We start from the raw sequence: 16,303 nt of genomic DNA, 5'->3' as shown, positions 1-16,303 counted from the left end.
AGAGCAGCACGACCGCCGCGACGAGGACCCCGATCAGCGCCCCCTCCCCCATCACGCGCCGGTGCTCGGCCCCGACACCGCGACCCCCGCGCGCTCGGCCAGCGCCGGCCACCCCGGGCCGGTCTCGACGCGGCCGTCCGCGGCGACCGCCAGCGCGGTGCGGACGACGAGCCCGTCGCGCCCGCCGCGGACCACGCCCGCGATCTCGGCGACCCGCCGTGCGCCGCGGTCCCGGCGGAGGTGCACGACGGCGTCGAAGGCGCTCGCGGCCTGGGCGGTGAGCGCGGCACGCGACAGACCGGCGAGCGCGCCCAGCGCCTCGAGCCGGGCCGGGACGTCGGTGGCGGCGTTGGCGTGCACCGTGGTGCAGCCGCCGTCGTGCCCGGTGTTCAGCGCGCTCAGGACCTCCAGCACCTCGGCACCCCGGCACTCCCCGAGCACCACCCGGTCCGGTCGCATCCGCAGCGCCTCGCGCACCAGCTCGGCGAGGCCGACGCCGCCGGCGCCCTCGACGTTCGGGCGCCGGGCGAGCAGCCGGACGACGTGCGGGTGCCGGGGCGCGAGCTCCCCGGCCTCTTCCACGCAGACGATGCGCTCGCCGGGGTCGGCGAGGGAGAGCAGCGTGGACAGCAGCGTCGTCTTGCCGGTGCCGGTCGCCCCCGAGACCAGCAGGTTCGCGCGCGCCCGCACGAGGCCGCTCAGCACCCGGTCGACCCCGGGCGCCACGGTGCGCGACCGCACCAGGTCGTCCAGCGCGAAGGGCCGGTGCCGCACCACGCGCAGGGACAGCAGGGTGCAGCCGTCCGCCACCGGCGGCAGGACCGCGTGCAGGCGGGTGCCGTCCGGCAGCCGGGCGTCCGCGGCGGGGCGGGCGTCGTCCAGGCGCTGGCCGGCCGCGGCGGCCAGGCGCACGGCGAGGTCGCGCACCCCGCCCGCGTCGCCGAGGTCGACCGGGACCGGGGTCAGCCGGCCGGCGCGCTCCACCCAGACGTCGCGCGGCCCGTTGACCAGGACGTCGGTGACGTCGGGGTCGTCGAGGAACGGCTGCAGCGGGCCCGCGCCGACGATCTCCGCCCGCACCGCGCCGTCGAGCTCCGCGAGCGCGGTGCTGCCGAGCACCCGCCCGCTGTCGCGGAGCGCCGCGGACACCCGGTCGCCGGTCACGGGACCGCCCTCCTCCGCCAGCCGGCGACGCACGGTCGCCACCAGGCCGGCGAGCCCGGCGTCGTCCGTCACGTCAGCCGGCCCGCGAGCCGTGCGACCGCCCGCGCCGCTGCGGGCGGGAGCACCGGGCCGACGCCGCGGTCGAGCGCGCCGCCCAGGTCGCGGACCCGCGGCAGCGACGCCACGACCGGGACCCCGACGGCGGTCGCGATCTCCGCCGTCCCGAGGCCGCCGGGCGCCGGCCCGCGCGTGACCAGGCCGACGCGGCGGCCGGGCGTCACGAGCGCGTCGCGCAGCAGCCGGGCGCCGGCCACCGCCAGGACGTCCCGCGGGACCACCACCAGCACCGTCCCGCAGGCGTCGACCAGCGCGGCCGCGTCCCGTCCTCCGAGCACGGCCACCCGGTCCAGGTCGAGCACCACCGACCCGTGGGCCGCGGCGAGCGCCGTGAGCACGTCCGGGACGACGGCGGCGGGCGGCGGGCCGGGGCGCGCGTCGTCGGTCGGCAGCACGGCGGACCTCCGCCACCGCATGAGGTTGCCCGCGAGCAGGGCGGCGTCGACGGAGCCGAGGGCTCCTGTGAGGTCCGGCCAGCGCAGGCCGGGGTGGGCCTCGAGCCCGAGCACGGTGTCGACGGACGGGCCGGGGCCGGCGTCCACGAGCACCGTGCTGCCGTGGCGGGCGAGCTCGGCCGCGAGCGCCGCGGCCGTGACCGTGGCCCCGGCACCGCCCCGCGCGCCGACGACCCCGACCACGCCCGCCCCCGCCGAGGGCCGTTGCCTGCGTCCCATGCCGTCCTCCGCTCCGCCTGACCTGTGGTGCCCACCGGCCTGACGGTTCCCTGCCCGGCGCCTCCCGGCCGTGCCGCCGCGCACCGACCTGGGGACCACGCGCACCACCGCGGCCTGTGGTCGTCCCGGTGCGGCTGGATATCCTCGGTCTCCAGGAGGCCCACGTCCCGATGAGCGATACCGCCGCAGCACCCGACGGGCCCTCGGCGCGCCTGGTGCCCGCCGCCTTCTTCGACCTCGACAAGACGCTGATCGCGACGTCGGCCGCCACCGCGTTCGCCCGGCCGTTCCTCGCCGGGGGCCTGCTGAGCCGGCGGGCGATGCTCCGGTCGGCCGGGGCGCAGATCGCGTTCCTGCTCGGCAGCGCGACGGAGGGCCGGACGGAGCGGGTGCGCGCCCAGCTGTCGGCGATGGTCGCGGGCTGGGACGTCGAGCGGGTGTCCGCGATCGTGGCCGAGAGCCTGCACGCCTCGATCGACTCCGTCGTCTACGCCGAGGCCCTGGACCTCGTGGCGCAGCACCACGCCGCCGGCCACGACGTGGTGGTGGTCTCGGCGTCGAGCGCGGAGCTGGTGCAGCCGATCGCCGCGCTGGTCGGGGCGGACGAGGTGATCGCGAGCCGCATGGGGGTGGCGGACGGCCGGTACACGGGCGAGATCGCGTTCTACGCGTACGGACCGGCCAAGGCCGCCGCGATGCGCGAGCTCGCCGGGCGGCGCGGCTACGACCTGGCCGCGTCGTCGGCCTACACGGACTCCTCGACCGACCTGCCGATGCTGGAGGCGGTCGGGCACGGGTTCGTCGTCAACCCCGACCGGGTCCTGCGCCGGCTCGCGGAGCAGCGCGGCTGGACCCCGCTGGTGTTCCGGCGGCACGTGCGCGCGCGGGACCTCGGTCGCCGCGCGGCGGTCCGGCACCTCGCGGGGGCCGCTCCCCGGCGGGACCGGTTGCTGCTCGCCGGCGCGACGGTGCTGGTCGCCGCGGCGCTCGCGCAGGCCTGGCGGGTGGGTCGGCGGCGTCGAGAGACCCGGTGAGCAGGGTCCCCGCGTCCGGCATGCGGGCAGCCGTCCCGGCATCCGACACGGCGGTACGCAGCCACCTGGGACTTCGCCGCCCCCTCTTCTCCCCGTCCGCCGCCGGGGGTGTGATGGGCCGCACAACTGAAGGCCCGAGGGAACCCACGCGCGACCCGTCCACGTAGGACGCGTCGAACGGGCTCGACCCCGTCTCGACTGCAGCACATGTGCACGCCTGATACCCCTCGCGGTCGTCCGTTCGGCGACGGCGTCCCCCAGGGGCGCCGTTGTCCGTGTCAGCCGAGGCGACCGGCCAGCACCGCGTCGGCGACCGTGCGCCCCTCCGCCGCGCCCGCGACGACGGCGTCGCCCGCGCCGACCAGCCACGCCGCGACGCCCTCGGGCGTCCCGGTCGCGAACCGCGCGGCCGCCGCGAGGTACGGGTTCGGGCTCGCGGCCCACGCGACCTCCGGCGCCACGGCCCCGGTCGGGTCGAGCCCCCGGGCGCTGAGCACCAGCCGCGCCACCGCGCGGGCGACCACGCCGTTCCCGGCGACGAACGGCCGCAGCGCCAGCACCTCGCCGTGCACGACCGCGGCGACCAGCAGCGCGGGCGCGCGCGAGGCCGCGACGGTCCGGGTCAGCAGGGCGAGGCGCTCGGCGACGTCCGGCCCGTCCGGCGCGGGCCCGAGCCCGCCCAGGTCCTGGGCGGGCACACCCGCCGCCCGCACCCGGCCCAGGTCGGCCTCGGGCAGCCACCCGGCCCCGGCGGCGGTGTGCAGGCGGGCGAGCACCTGGCCGAGCGGCGGGAGCACCGGCTCCGACCGGCCGCCGAGGTCGGGCCGCCACGTCGCGGCCAGCACCGTCGCCCGCAGCGACCCGACCGCCAGCCGGGCGTCGGCGGCGTCGGGGGCGGCGCCTCCGGTGGCCACCCGGCGCAGCACGTCGAGGGGCACCCGCGCGCCGTCCACCGCCGCGCTGGCACGCGCGGCCCGCACGTCGGCCTCGGCCCGGACCTCGCGCCACCGGCGCCGGAACGCCTCGTGCCACCGCAGCTCCTCGCCGGCCGTGCGGGCGCGGTCGACGGCGGCGCGCACGCCCGGCAGGTCCAGCAGCGGGGCGAGCGGGTCCGCGGCCGGCGAGGGGGTCGCCGGAGGCACGAGGGGCAGCACGCGCCACACCCTACGAGCGGGCGACGCGCGGTGACCGGGTCGGGCGTGCCGTCGTGATCCGGGCCACACTGGGCACATGCCCTCGACGCCGAGCGTGTCCTCGTCCATCACCGCGCGCCTGCACGTGGAGGCCCGGCCGACGGCCGTCTCCGAGCTGACGTCCGCCATCGAGCAGACCGGGGGCATCGTCACCGCCCTCGACGTCACCGCCTCCGGGCACGAGCGGATCACCGTCGACGTGACCTGCGCGACGAGCGGCGAGGAGCACGCCGCGCAGATCGTCGACGCGCTGCGCGCGCTGCCCGGCGTCGACGTCGAGCGGGTCAGCGACCGCACGTTCCTCATGCACCTCGGCGGCAAGCTGTCCATCGAGTCGAAGGTCCCGCTGCGCAACCGCGACGACCTGTCGATGGCCTACACGCCGGGGGTCGCGCGGATCTGCGAGGCGATCGCGGCACGGCCCGACGACGCCCGCCGGCTGACGATCAAGCGCAACACCATCGCCGTGGTCACCGACGGGACCGCCGTGCTCGGGCTCGGCGACATCGGCCCGCTCGCCGCGCTCCCGGTGATGGAGGGCAAGGCCGCGCTGTTCAAGCGGTTCGCCGGCATCGACGCCTTCCCGCTCGCGCTGGACACCACGGACGTCGACGAGATCGTCGAGACCGTGGTGCGGGTCGCGCCCGTGTTCGCCGGCATCAACCTCGAGGACATCTCCGCGCCGCGCTGCTTCGAGGTCGAGCGGCGGCTGCGCGAGCGCCTGGACATCCCGGTGTTCCACGACGACCAGCACGGCACGGCGATCGTCGTCACGGCGGCGCTCACCAACGCGCTCAAGGTCGTCCGCAAGCAGATCGGCGCCGTCCGGGTGGTGCTGTCGGGCGCGGGGGCGGCGGGCACCGCGGTGCTCAAGCTGCTGATGGCCGCGGGGGTGCGGGACGTGGTGGTCGCCGACATCGACGGCATCGTGCACCCGGGCCGGCCCCTGGCCTCGCCCGAGCTCGAGTGGATCGCGGCGCACACCAACCCGCGCGGCGTCACCGGCGACCTGCGTGGCGCCCTGGCCGGCGCCGACGTCTTCATCGGGGTGAGCGCCCCGAACATCCTCACCGGCGCGGACATCGCCACCATGGCCCCGGATGCCGTGGTGTTCGCGATGGCCAACCCGCGGCCCGAGATCGACCCCGCCGAGGCCGCGCAGCACGCCGCCGTCGTCGGGACCGGGCGCAGCGACGTCGCGAACCAGATCAACAACGTGCTGGCGTTCCCCGGGGTGTTCCGGGGGCTGCTCGACGCGCGCTCGCACGTGATCACGGACGAGATGCTGCTGGCGGCGGCGATGGCGTTGGCGTCCGTCGTGTCGGACGACGAGCTCAACCCGGCCTACATCATCCCGAGCGTGTTCCACCCGGACGTCGCGTCGACGGTGGCGAGCGCGGTGGCGCGGGTCGCCGGCGCGGGCGACGACCCCCGCGCCGACACGGGTGCGGTGGCCGTGGTGCCGCTGCCCGCCCTCTGACGGCGGGCGGCCCGCCCGTAGGATCGTCGGGTGCAGTGCCACCACTACGACGCCGCGCGGTGTCGCTCCTGCACCCTGATCGAGCAGCCGTACGCCGACCAGCTCGCCGCCAAGCAGGAGCGGTGCCGCGACCTGCTCGCCGGCTTCGACGGCCTGGACTGGCTGCCACCGGTGGCGAGCGCGGAGTCCGGCTTCCGCAACAAGGCCAAGATGGCGGTGGGCGGCACGGTCGACGCCCCCACGCTCGGCATCCTCGACCCGGGCGGGGCGGGCGTGGACCTGCGGGACTGCGGCCTGTACCCCGCGACGCTACAGGCGGCGCTGCCCGTGCTCGCCGCGTTCGTGACCCGCGCGCGGCTCGTGCCGTACGACGTGCCGACGCGACGCGGCGAGCTCAAGTACGTCCTCGTCACCGAGTCGCCCGACGGCGACCTCATGGTGCGGTTCGTGCTGCGCTCGAGCGAGGCGCTCCCCCGGCTGCGCAAGCACCTGCCCTGGCTGCTGGCCGAGCTGCCCCGCGCGGTCGTCGTGTCCGCCAACCTGCTGCCCGAGCACAAGGCGGTCCTCGAGGGCGAGCAGGAGGTCGTGCTGACGGAGCGCGCCACGCTGCGGATGCGGGTGAACGACATCGACCTGCACCTGCGGCCGCAGAGCTTCTTCCAGACCAACACCGACGTCGCGGCGACGCTGTACCGGATCGGCCGCGAGTGGGTGGACGCCGCGGCACCGCGCTCGGTGTGGGACCTGTACTGCGGCGTCGGCGGCTTCGCCCTGCACGTCGCACGCCCGGGCCGGTCGGTCGTCGGCATCGAGACCAGCGTCGAGGCGATCGCCAGCGCCGAGCAGAGCCGGGACGACCTCGCGCTGCCCGACGTCCGGTTCGCCGCCGGCGACGCCACGACGTTCGCGCTCGGTGCCGCGGCGCCGCCGGACCTGGTGGTCGTCAACCCGCCGCGGCGCGGCATCGGACCGGCGCTGGCGGAGTGGCTGGAGGCGTCCGGCGTGCGGGACGTCGTCTACTCGAGCTGCAACGCCGCCTCGCTCGCCCGGGACCTTGCGGCGATGCCGTCCCTTCGGCCCCGGCGTGGCCGGCTGCTCGACATGTTCCCCCAGACCGGCCACTACGAGGTCGTCGTCGCGCTGTCCCGCGACTGAGCGTGGCTTTCGTCCCACGTCCGGCGTCCGGACGGCGGGCACGCTGGGCGCATGCTCAGCGTCGCCGAGGCCCTCGACTACCAGACGCACGCCGCCCGGACGAAGACCGACCTCGCCCGCCGCCCGGGCGTGTACCTGGTCAACACCATGCTGGCCGGGGCGTACATCGGCCTCGGCGTGGTGATCATGACGACCGCCGGCGGCCCGCTCGCCGACGCCGGGTCCGGGTTCACGCCGCTGGTGCAGGGCCTGGTCTTCGGCGTGGCGCTGACGATCGTCGTGGTCGCGGGCGGGGAGCTGGCCACCTCCGGGATGATGGTCTTCACCCAGGGCGCGATGCGCGGCGCCATCTCGTGGGCCCGGGCCGGGGCGACCCTGCTGGCCTGCCTCGCCGGCAACCTGCTGGGCGCGCTCGTGCTGGCCACGATCCTGCACCTGTCCGGGGCGCTCGGCCCGGACACGCCCGCGGGCCGCACGATCGCGTCGATGGTCGAGCACAAGGCGCACGAGTCCGGGACCGAGCTGTTCTTCCGGGGCGTGCTGTGCAACCTCCTGGTGTGCCTGGCGATCTGGTGCGCCGGGCGGCTGCAGGACGAGGTCGCGAAGATCCTCGTGATCTTCGCCTGCGTCATGGTCTTCATCACCTCGGGGTTCGAGCACGTCGTGGCCAACATGACGACGTTCTCGTTCGGCCTCCTCGGGGGGCTGCCCGGTGCGACCGTCGCCGAGTTCGCGCGCAACGTGCTGCTGGTGGGGCTCGGGAACCTCGTGGGCGGCGGGCTGCTGGTCGGCGCGGCCAACGCCGTCGCGGCCGCCCCGGCCCGCAGGACGGCGACGCCGGCCGCCCCCGCCGAGCCCGGCACCGCCGAGCCCGGCACCGCCGAGCCCGGCACCGCCCCGGAGCCGGGCACCACGGCGGTCCCGGCGCCGGTGCCCGCCCGCTGACGCGCGCCGGATCCGCGGCCGGATCGGACATCTCGGGCGCGCCGTGCGGCAGCCACCGGCCGTGCGCTCTACGGTCGGACGAGCAGGGACGTCGCCCCCGACGGCGGCGTCCCGCACCCGAACCCGTTGCGCGGGCGGCGCCACCGCTGCCCCGCGCCGCGCGAGCCGGCGACAAGGGAGCAGAGATGAGCAGCACCTCGGACCGCGAGCAGGACGACGCCGTGGCGTCGACCACGCCCGACACCGCGGAGCCCGCCGCCGCGCGACCCGCAGCCGACCGCGCGACGCCGGCCCCCGGCAGCGCCGAGCCGGCAGGCAGCACCACCACCTCCCCGCCCGCGAAGGCCACGGAGGCGGCGAAGGGCGCGCAGGCGACGCCCGGCACGGACCAGCCGGGCGACAGGTCCGGCGACAGGTCCGGCGACACGGCCCCCGCCACGGCCCCGACCACGGCCACCACGACGGCCCCGGACGGCGGCGCGCCGTGCAGGCGGGCCCCCGCCCGGCCGCGGGGGGGCCCCCCCCCCGCCCCCCCGCGCGGGGGCGCCGCGGCGGGGGGGGCCCCCCCCGCCGCTGCCGACACCGCCGCCCGCCCCGGTGGCGGCCGCCGCCCCGGCCACGGCCGTCGTGTCGGACGGCTCCGGCGCCCCGACCGCGCCGCTGCCGACGACCCCGGCGACCGGGGCCCGCCCGGCCGGTGCCACCGCCGCCCCGGCGAGCGCAGCCGCACCAGGAGCCGACGCGCCGGCCGAGCCCGCCGAGGTGCGCCGCACGAGCATCCGCGGGGCCGAGGCGCGCGCCGCCGCCGTGCTGACCGCGGGTACCCCGGTCGCCGGTGTCACCCCGGCCGCCGCCGACCCCGCCCCGGGCACCACGCTCCCGGGCACCGGCCCCTCCGACGCGTCCGTGCCCTACGGCGACCAGTCCGCACCGACGGCGCCGCGCCCGGCCGGGCCGGCGATCCCGGGGACGCAGGACACGGCGGAGGACGAGCGCGCCGCGTCGACCTCCGGCGGCCTGCGGTCGCGCCGCGCCGCCGCGCCTGCCCCCGACCGGCCGGAGCCCGCGCGCCGGCCGGGCGGCGGACCGGTCCGGCACCTGCTGGGCGTGCTGGTCGGCCTGGTCGTCGGCGCGATCGGCGTCTGGACGGTCCTGTTCGGGCAGTCGCGGGTGCTCGCCGCGCAGGCCCCGGGCTGGGACGCGTCGTACGACGCCCTCGGCGTGGTGCTGGTGACGGCGGGCGTGCTGGTGCTGGCGCTCGTGATCGCGCTGGGGCTGTGGACGCCGGCCGTCCCGGTGACCGCTGGTCTGGTGTCGACCGTCGTCGGCGTCGTGCTGCTGTACGTGCCGGCGACGACGCACGTCGACATCGTGCGCTGGTTCGCCACGGACGGCACCGAGTACTCGGTGGTCCGCGCCACCGTCACGGGGACCTCCGGCACGGTGTTCGTCGTCGGCGCGCTGCTGCTCGTGACCGGGCTCGTGCTGGGGGCGGCGCGCCGCCGCCGGCTGCCGCGCGCCTGAGCCGGCGGGCCCGCCACCACCGCATTCACGTCGCCTGGGACGAAAGTCCTACTACAGTGCCAGGAAGACGCGGCACCGAGTCGCGCCAGTCCGCACCGACGTCGTTGCGCTGGAGGCACACATGGCCCTCGACAACTCCGACCCGCTCGCCGCGCGACCCGAGGACGCCCCCGCGTCGCCGGGCCTGGAGAACCTCCTCACCGAGGACCGCCGGTTCCCGCCCGACGCGGCGTTCGCCGCGCAGGCCAACGCCCACGCCGAGCTCTACTCCTGGGCGAACGCGGCCCCGCTGGAGTTCTGGGCCGAGCAGGCCCGCTCGCTCCTCGACTGGGCCGAGCCGTTCCACGAGGTCCTCGACTGGTCCGGCGCACCGGTCGCGCGCTGGTTCGGCGACGGGAAGCTCAACGCGGCGTACAACGCCGTCGACCGGCACGTCGAGGCGGGGCACGGCGACCGGGTCGCCCTGCACTTCGAGGGCGAGCCCGGCGACACCCGCACCCTCACCTACGCCGACCTGCAGCGCGAGGTGTCGCGCGCGGCGAACGCGCTGACGGCGCTCGGCGTGCAGACCGGCGACCGGGTCGCGATCTACCTGCCGCTGATCCCGGAGGCCGTCATCGCGATGCTGGCGTGCGCGCGGATCGGCGCACCGCACTCCGTCGTGTTCGGCGGCTTCTCCGCGGAGGCGCTGCACACGCGGATCCTCGACGCCGACGCCCGGGTCGTCATCACCGCCGACGGCGGCTACCGCCGCGGCAGCGCGAGCGCGCTGAAGCCGACCGTCGACGAGGCGCTCGCCAAGGGCAGCGGCGACCTGGTCCGGAACGTCCTGGTCGTGCGCCGCACCGGCCAGGACGTCGCGTGGACGCCGAACCGTGACGTCTGGTGGCACGACGCGGTCGACGCCGCGAGCGACCAGCACACGCCGGTGCCGCTCGAGTCCGAGCACCCGCTGTTCATCCTCTACACGTCCGGGACCACGGGGAAGCCGAAGGGCATCTTCCACACGACGGGCGGCTACCTCACGCAGGCGGCGTGGACGCACCTCAACGTCTTCGACCTCAAGCCCGAGCGCGACGTCTACTGGTGCACGGCCGACGTCGGCTGGGTCACCGGGCACACCTACGTCGTCTACGGGCCCCTGGTCAACGGCGCGACGCAGGTCATCTACGAGGGCACGCCCGACACCCCGCACCGCGGCCGGTGGTGGGAGATCGTCCAGAAGTACGGCGTCTCCATCCTCTACACCGCGCCGACCGCGATCCGGACCTGCATGAAGTGGGGCGCCGACGTCCCGGCGCAGTTCGACCTGTCGAGCCTGCGGGTGCTGGGCTCGGTGGGCGAGCCGATCAACCCGGAGGCCTGGACCTGGTACCGCCGGGAGATCGGCGGCGACCGCACCCCCGTGGTCGACACCTGGTGGCAGACCGAGACCGGCGCCATCATGATCAGCCCGCTGCCCGGCGTCACGACCGCGAAGCCCGGCTCCGCGCAGACGCCGCTGCCCGGCATCGCGGCGGACGTCGTCGACGACGACGCGCAGCCCGTGCCGGACGGGCACGGCGGCTACCTGGTGCTGACGGAGCCGTGGCCGGCGATGCTCCGCGGCATCTGGGGCGACGACAAGCGGTTCACCGACACGTACTGGTCCCGGTTCCGCGGCATCTACTTCGCGGGGGACGGCGCCAAGAAGGACGAGGACGGGGACATCTGGCTGCTCGGCCGGGTCGACGACGTGATGAACGTGTCCGGCCACCGGCTGTCGACGACCGAGATCGAGTCCGCGCTGGTCTCGCACCCGTCCGTCGCCGAGGCCGCCGTGGTGGGCGCCCACGACGACACCACCGGGCAGGCCGTCGTCGCGTTCGTGATCCTGCGGGGCGACGCCGCGGCCGCGCCGGACCGCTCGCCCGAGGACGTGGCGACGGAGCTCCGCGCGCACGTGGCGCAGCAGATCGGCCCGATCGCCAAGCCCCGGACGATCCTCGTCGTCCCCGAGCTGCCGAAGACCCGGTCCGGGAAGATCATGCGCCGCCTGCTGCGCGACGTCGCCGAGCACCGGCAGGTCGGGGACGCGACGACCCTCGCCGACGCGTCGGTGATGGACCTGATCCAGCAGGGGCTGGCGAAGCCGGCGGGCTGACGGTTCCGTCTAGCGCCCTAGCCGTCGGCCGGCAAGGGCACCAGCCGCTGGTGGATGGTGGCGGTCCCCGAGGTCGACGGGCTGACGCAGGCGCGTCGGCTGAGCGAGGCCGGCACGATGGCGCGCGAGCTCGTGGCGCTGGTCCTCGACGTCGAGCCCGACACGTTCGACCTGACGATCAGCATCGACAACGTGAGCGGCGTGGACGTGCAGGACCGCCTGGCCGAGATCGCGCGGGAGCGCGCCGAGGCGGCCGAGCTCGAGCGTCGCCTCGCGCAGCACACCCGCTCGCTCGCCCGGGAGCTCGCCGCGCTCGACGTGCCGCAGCGGGACATCGGCGCCGTCCTCGGGGTGTCGCACCAGCGCGCGAACCAGCTGCTGGCCACGTCCTGACCCGCACGCCGCGAGGGTCGGCGGTCGCGGCCCCGTGGGACGCACGACCACCGTCCCTCGCGGGCGGGCCGCCGGACGTCAGCGCGTCGGGTGCGCGAGCTCCCCCGTGCGCGCCACCCCGCCGAGCCAGTGCGCGCTCGGCTTCGGCGTCCGCTCGAACGTCTCGCGGTCCCAGCCGATCAGCCCGAACGTCGGCGCGAAGGACCCCCACTCGTAGTTGTCGAGCGCCGACCAGTGCAGGTACCCGCGGACGTCGATGCCGTCGGCCATGGCGCCGTGCAGGCCGACCAGGGCGTCGTGCGTGTAGTCGATCCGGCGGGCGTCGTCCTGGGTGGCCATGCCGTTCTCGGTGACGACGATCGGCACGCCGCCCGTGCGCTCCCACGCGTTGCGGACGCCGATGCCCAGCGCCGGGGGGAAGTACTCCCAGCCGGTGAGCGTGGTCTCGGTGCCCTCGGGCACGGGCAGCGGCCGGCCCTGCTGGTCGATGAAGGTGCGCAGGTACGCCTGCACGCCGATCCAGTCGTCGCCCTTGGCGGCGTCCAGGAAGATGTCCTCGCGCGGGTAGCCGTACGCCCGGGTGGCCTCCTCGGCGCCGGGTGCCGCGTGGTACGCCTGCGTGGCGACCGACCAGCCGGAGCGGACCTGCGGGAGCTGCGACAGCACGGCCCGGGACCGCCGGTGCGCGTCGATCAGCGCGTCGGTGATCTGCGGGTCGGGGGCGGGCAGGCGGGACGCCGTCATCTCGGTGCCCTCCTCGCCGCGGGTCATCGCGACCATGTTCGGCTCGTTGATGGTGCAGACCCACTCGACGTCGTCGCCGAGGACGGGCAGGGCGATCTCCGTGAACCGCTGGAACAGCTCGGGGGCCTCCGGGTTGCGCCAGCCGCCCAGCCGGGCGAACCAGCGCGGGTGCGTGAAGTGGTGCAGCGTGACCGACGGCGTCAGCCCGTGCTCGCGGCAGGTGTCGACCATGCGGCGGTAGTGCGCGAGCTCGGCCCGCGACACGAACCCCTGCTCGGGCTCGATGCGCGCCCACTCGATGCTGAACCGGTAGGTGTTCATCCCCAGCGACGCCAGCAGCGCGATGTCCTCGGGGTACCGGTGGTAGGAGTCGGCGGCGTCCCCCGAGGGCTCGGCCAGGTCCGTGCCCGGTGCGTGCTCGCGCACCCACCAGTCGGAGTTCACGTTGTTGCCCTCGATCTGGTGCGCGGCGGTGGCGGCGCCCCAGAGGAAGCCCTCGGGGAAGCGGCGGCTGGTCATGCGGGTCCTTCCGGTGGTGCGGGATCTCGGGTCGGGCGGGGTCACTTGAGGCCGGCGGTGGCCACGCCCTGGATGAAGTAGCGCTGCAGCGCGACGAAGAGCAGCAGGATCGGCGTGATGATCAGCACCGCCCCGGCGAGCAGCAGCCCGTAGTCGGTGGCCTGCTGGCCGGTGGAGTACAGCGACAGCGCGACGGGCAGCGTGTACATGTCCTGGCTCTGGGCGGCGACGAGCGGCCACAGGAAGTTGTTCCACGAGCCGAGGAACGTGAGGATGCCGAGCGTCGCGAGGGGCGGCCCGCACAGCGGCATCACCACCCGCGCGAAGATGCGCAGCTCCCCGGCGCCGTCGATCCGGGCGGCCTCCATCAGCGGCTCGGGGATGCCGAGCATGAACTGCCGCATGAGGAACACCCCGAGCGGCTGGGTGAGGAACGGCAGGATCAGCGCCGGGTAGGTGTTGAGCAGCCCGAGCGACGTGACCTGGACGAACAGCGGCACGAACGTCACGACGCCGGGCACCATCAGCATGACCATGACCAGGGCGAACAGGGCCTTCTTGCCCGGGAAGTCCATCTTGGCGAGCGCGTAGCCGACCATCGAGCAGAACAGCAGGTTGCCCAGCACGGTCACGACGGCGACGATCAGCGAGTTGGTGAAGAACTGCCCGAAGCCCAGGTCGGTGAACCAGCGCCCGAAGTTCGCGAAGGTCGGGTCCTCCGGCCAGATGGTCGGCGGCTTGGTGAGGATCTCGCGCTGGGTCTTCACCGAGCCGAGGGCCATCCAGACGAACGGCAGCAGCCACAGGGCCACGCCGACGACGAGGACGGTGTAGGTCAGCGCGCGGCCGGTGGTGAGCCGGCGGCGTCGCCGGGGCGGCGTGGCCGGCCGGGCGAGCGCGTCGACGGCCGGGTGCGCGGACGGCGGAGTGACGGCGGACATGGCGGACCCCTCTCAGTCCTGCGACCGCAGCAGCCGGAACTGCAGCAGGCTCATGAGCGCGATGGCCAGGAACAGCACGTAGGACGCCGCGGAGGCGAACCCGTACTTGCCGAACCCGAACTGCTCGAACGTGTAGAACGCCGTCGACAGCGTGGAGTCGAGCGGTCCGCCCTGGGTCATCACGAAGGCCTCCTCGAAGAACTGCAGGTAGCCGACGGAGATGAGCACCGCGCCGAGCAGCAGCGTCGGGCGCAGCAGCGGCAGCGTGACGCTGCGGAACCGGCGCCACGGGCCGGCGCCGTCCATGACGGCGGCCTCCTGCACCTCCGCGGGCACGGCCTGCAGCCCGGCCAGGAAGATCACCATGAGCGTGCCGACGTTGCGCCACACGGCCATGAGGATCAGCGACGGCAGCGCCCAGGTGGTCGAGTTCAGCCAGTTCGGCCCCTCGATCCCGATCCAGCCGAGGGCCGTGTTGAGCAGGCCGTCGGGCTGCAGGATGTACCGCCAGACGACGGACACCGCGACGATGCTCGTGACCACCGGGGCGTAGAACCCCACGCGGAACGCGGCACGGAACCGGCCGATGCCGGAGTTGAGCGCGACGGCCAGCGCGAGGGCGACCGCCATCGTCACCGGGATGCCGACGACGACGAACGTCGCGGTCACGCCGAGCGACGTCAGGAACCGCGGGTCGCCGAACAGGTCGACGTACTGCTGCAGCCCCACGAAGTTCACGGCGAACGGCGTGCGCACGTCCCGCGAGGTGAAGTCCGTGAACGACATCGCGAACGACGACACCAGCGGCACGAGCATGAAGAAGCCGAACACCAGGACGAACGGCGCGGCGAACAGCCAGGCGACGTAGCCCTGCCGGCGGCGGCGGGCGGCGGCCGGCCCGCGGGGGGCCGGGGCCGGACGGCCGGAGCTGTCGGCCCCGACCGTCCGCGTGGCGGCTGCGGTCGACATGAGATCAGCCCATGCCGATCGACGTCGCCTGCTGCTGCAGGTCGGCCAGGGCCTCCTCGGGCGCGAGGCCGCTGACGGTCATCCGCTCCAGGACGGAGTCGGCGGCCGCGTTGACCTGCACCCAGGTGGTGGTCACCGGCGGGGCGACGGTGTCCTCGAGCTGCTCGCCGAACACCGCGAGCTTCGGGTCCTCGGTCAGCGCCGGGTCCTCCCACGCGGACTGCTGCGACGGCAGGTCACCGGTGATGCCGTACCACTCGACCTGCACCTCGGGCTGCGTCAGCCAGTCGACGAGCTTCCACGCGGCGTCGGCGTTGTCGGAGTCCTGGAACACGACCAGGTTCGACCCGCCGGCGAACGACGTCGAGGTGTCGCCGGCCGGGATGCGCGCCGTCGCGTACTTGTCCTCGAAGCCCTCGCCGCCCAGCGTCGCGAGCTGGCCCATCATGAACGGGCCGTCGATGAGCATCGGGGTGGTGCCGGCGACGAACTCGGCCTCCTGGGCGCCGGCCGTGCGGTCGGCCTGCGGGTTCGCGACGCCGTCGGTGAAGAACGACTGGTAGTACTCGTACGACTCCACCATCTCCGGGGTGTCGAGCGTCCACTCGGTCATGTCCTCGTCCGTGAGGCTCGCGCCGTTCGACCACGGCGCCCAGAGCGAGCCCTGGAACGAGTCGTTGCCCGCGGACTGCAGCCGGATGCCGTAGTCGGCGCCGGCCTTGTCCTGCATGTCGGCGGCCATCTGCTTGAGCTCGTCCTGCGTGGCGGGCGCCTCGGTCCAGCCGGCCTGCTCGGCCAGGTCGGTCCGGTAGTAGAGCACCCGGGTGTCGACGTACCAGGGCACGCCGACGGCGGTGCCGGCCAGCTCGGTGGTGGCCAGCGGTCCCGCGAACATGCCGCTGGTGTCGATGCCGTCGGGGACGGGCGCGAACGCGTCGCCGAACTCGGCCATCCAGGTGGTGCCCATCATCGCGAGGTCCGGCGTGGTGCCGGCGGCGATCGCGGTCTGGAACTTGTCGCGGGCGGCGTCCCACGGGATCGGCACGACCTCGACGTCGACGTCGGGGTTGGCCTCGGTGAAGGTCTGGACGAAGTCGGGCAGCGCCTCGCCCTCGGCGCCCATCGCCCAGATCGTCAGCTCGCCGCTGGCCTCGCCGGCGGTGAGGGTCGCGGCGTCGGTGCCGGCGGCGCCGCCGGTGTCGTCGGCGCGGCCGCAGGCGGCCAGCGCGGTCAGGGCGAGCGCGGCGGTCAGGGCGACGCGCGCAGCAGGACGGATCATGGTGCGTTCCTCCTCGAACGGACAAGCTG

At 75.5% G+C, this 16,303-nt stretch carries 14 protein-coding genes; 7 read left to right on the top strand and 7 right to left on the bottom strand.

The window, feature by feature from the left end; genetic code table 11:
* Positions 1 to 51: 51 nt before the first annotated feature.
* Both ACWPWW_RS12820 and ACWPWW_RS12815 read right to left on the bottom strand, forming a co-directional pair.
* The gene (locus ACWPWW_RS12820; RefSeq protein WP_454050756.1) at positions 52 to 1,236 is read right to left on the bottom strand and encodes a TadA family conjugal transfer-associated ATPase; all 1,185 of its coding nucleotides are present in this window, start codon (positions 1,234 to 1,236) and stop codon (positions 52 to 54) included.
* A complete protein-coding gene (locus ACWPWW_RS12815; protein ID WP_454050755.1) occupies positions 1,233 to 1,955 on the bottom strand; it encodes a pilus assembly protein FlpE in 723 nt (240 codons plus the stop codon). Before ACWPWW_RS12815 ends, ACWPWW_RS12820 begins: the two co-directional genes overlap by 4 nt.
* Before the next feature lie 170 nt (positions 1,956 to 2,125).
* Here ACWPWW_RS12815 and ACWPWW_RS12810 point away from each other — a divergent pair, with 170 nt between their 5' ends.
* A complete protein-coding gene (locus ACWPWW_RS12810; protein ID WP_454050754.1) occupies positions 2,126 to 2,989 on the top strand; it encodes an HAD family hydrolase in 864 nt (287 codons plus the stop codon).
* Positions 2,990 to 3,267: 278 nt separating this feature from the next.
* Here the strand turns inward: ACWPWW_RS12810 and ACWPWW_RS12805 are convergent, their stop codons facing one another.
* Complete coding sequence (locus tag ACWPWW_RS12805) at positions 3,268 to 4,143, bottom strand: Fic family protein (RefSeq protein WP_454050753.1); 876 nt, start codon at positions 4,141 to 4,143, stop codon at positions 3,268 to 3,270.
* A 76-nt stretch (positions 4,144 to 4,219) separates the two neighbouring features.
* On the opposite strand from ACWPWW_RS12805, the gene ACWPWW_RS12800 reads away from it, so the two are divergent.
* From ACWPWW_RS12800 to ACWPWW_RS12775, 6 genes are all read left to right on the top strand, one after another.
* A complete protein-coding gene (locus ACWPWW_RS12800; RefSeq protein ID WP_454050752.1) occupies positions 4,220 to 5,662 on the top strand; it encodes a malic enzyme-like NAD(P)-binding protein in 1,443 nt (480 codons plus the stop codon).
* Between the two features lie 30 nt (positions 5,663 to 5,692).
* Positions 5,693 to 6,817 carry a 23S rRNA (uracil(747)-C(5))-methyltransferase RlmC gene (rlmC, locus tag ACWPWW_RS12795; protein WP_454050751.1) on the top strand — a complete coding sequence of 375 codons (1,125 nt, stop codon included), beginning with the start codon at positions 5,693 to 5,695 and terminating at the stop codon, positions 6,815 to 6,817.
* Positions 6,818 to 6,868: 51 nt separating this feature from the next.
* Positions 6,869 to 7,762, top strand: a complete 894-nt coding sequence (locus tag ACWPWW_RS12790; protein ID WP_454050750.1) for a formate/nitrite transporter family protein — start codon at positions 6,869 to 6,871, stop codon at positions 7,760 to 7,762.
* A 597-nt stretch (positions 7,763 to 8,359) separates the two neighbouring features.
* Positions 8,360 to 9,286 carry a hypothetical protein gene (locus ACWPWW_RS12785; protein ID WP_454050749.1) on the top strand — a complete coding sequence of 309 codons (927 nt, stop codon included), beginning with the start codon at positions 8,360 to 8,362 and terminating at the stop codon, positions 9,284 to 9,286.
* Between the two features lie 121 nt (positions 9,287 to 9,407).
* The gene (gene acs, locus ACWPWW_RS12780) at positions 9,408 to 11,429 is read left to right on the top strand and encodes an acetate--CoA ligase (protein ID WP_454050748.1); all 2,022 of its coding nucleotides are present in this window, start codon (positions 9,408 to 9,410) and stop codon (positions 11,427 to 11,429) included.
* A gap of 54 nt (positions 11,430 to 11,483) precedes the next feature.
* On the top strand, positions 11,484 to 11,822 hold the full coding sequence (locus ACWPWW_RS12775; protein WP_454050747.1) for a hypothetical protein: 339 nt from the start codon (positions 11,484 to 11,486) through the stop codon (positions 11,820 to 11,822).
* A 78-nt stretch (positions 11,823 to 11,900) separates the two neighbouring features.
* Here ACWPWW_RS12775 and ACWPWW_RS12770 read toward each other — a convergent pair whose 3' ends face one another.
* From ACWPWW_RS12770 to ACWPWW_RS12755, 4 genes are read right to left on the bottom strand one after another with little or no spacing between them, the layout of a single operon-like run.
* A complete protein-coding gene (locus ACWPWW_RS12770) occupies positions 11,901 to 13,085 on the bottom strand; it encodes a glycoside hydrolase family 1 protein (RefSeq protein WP_454050746.1) in 1,185 nt (394 codons plus the stop codon).
* Between the two features lie 41 nt (positions 13,086 to 13,126).
* Positions 13,127 to 14,026, bottom strand: coding sequence for a carbohydrate ABC transporter permease (locus tag ACWPWW_RS12765; protein ID WP_454050745.1), 900 nt, complete (start codon positions 14,024 to 14,026; stop codon positions 13,127 to 13,129).
* A 12-nt stretch (positions 14,027 to 14,038) separates the two neighbouring features.
* A complete protein-coding gene (locus ACWPWW_RS12760; RefSeq protein WP_454050744.1) occupies positions 14,039 to 14,995 on the bottom strand; it encodes a carbohydrate ABC transporter permease in 957 nt (318 codons plus the stop codon).
* Between the two features lie 4 nt (positions 14,996 to 14,999).
* Complete coding sequence (locus ACWPWW_RS12755; RefSeq protein WP_454050743.1) at positions 15,000 to 16,274, bottom strand: extracellular solute-binding protein; 1,275 nt, start codon at positions 16,272 to 16,274, stop codon at positions 15,000 to 15,002.
* Positions 16,275 to 16,303: the final 29 nt, after the last annotated feature.

The organism is Cellulomonas sp. Marseille-Q8402 (assembly GCF_965119525.1).
Note: the sequence above shows the minus strand (reverse complement) of the source record. Positions and strands in the feature narration are given on the sequence as shown.

What these genes read in the sequence shown, in the direction of transcription:
- ACWPWW_RS12810 (WP_454050754.1), top strand. Translation starts at nt 2,126, where the DNA reads ATGAGCGATACCGCCGCAGCACCCGACGGGCCCTCGGCGCGCCTGGTG.
- ACWPWW_RS12760 (WP_454050744.1), bottom strand. Translation starts at nt 14,995, where the DNA reads ATGTCGACCGCAGCCGCCACGCGGACGGTCGGGGCCGACAGCTCCGGC.
- ACWPWW_RS12790 (WP_454050750.1), top strand. Translation starts at nt 6,869, where the DNA reads ATGCTCAGCGTCGCCGAGGCCCTCGACTACCAGACGCACGCCGCCCGG.
- ACWPWW_RS12755 (WP_454050743.1), bottom strand. Translation starts at nt 16,274, where the DNA reads ATGATCCGTCCTGCTGCGCGCGTCGCCCTGACCGCCGCGCTCGCCCTG.
- ACWPWW_RS12815 (WP_454050755.1), bottom strand. Translation starts at nt 1,955, where the DNA reads ATGGGACGCAGGCAACGGCCCTCGGCGGGGGCGGGCGTGGTCGGGGTC.
- ACWPWW_RS12800 (WP_454050752.1), top strand. Translation starts at nt 4,220, where the DNA reads ATGCCCTCGACGCCGAGCGTGTCCTCGTCCATCACCGCGCGCCTGCAC.
- acs (WP_454050748.1), top strand. Translation starts at nt 9,408, where the DNA reads ATGGCCCTCGACAACTCCGACCCGCTCGCCGCGCGACCCGAGGACGCC.
- ACWPWW_RS12770 (WP_454050746.1), bottom strand. Translation starts at nt 13,085, where the DNA reads ATGACCAGCCGCCGCTTCCCCGAGGGCTTCCTCTGGGGCGCCGCCACC.
- ACWPWW_RS12765 (WP_454050745.1), bottom strand. Translation starts at nt 14,026, where the DNA reads ATGTCCGCCGTCACTCCGCCGTCCGCGCACCCGGCCGTCGACGCGCTC.
- ACWPWW_RS12775 (WP_454050747.1), top strand. Translation starts at nt 11,484, where the DNA reads ATGGTGGCGGTCCCCGAGGTCGACGGGCTGACGCAGGCGCGTCGGCTG.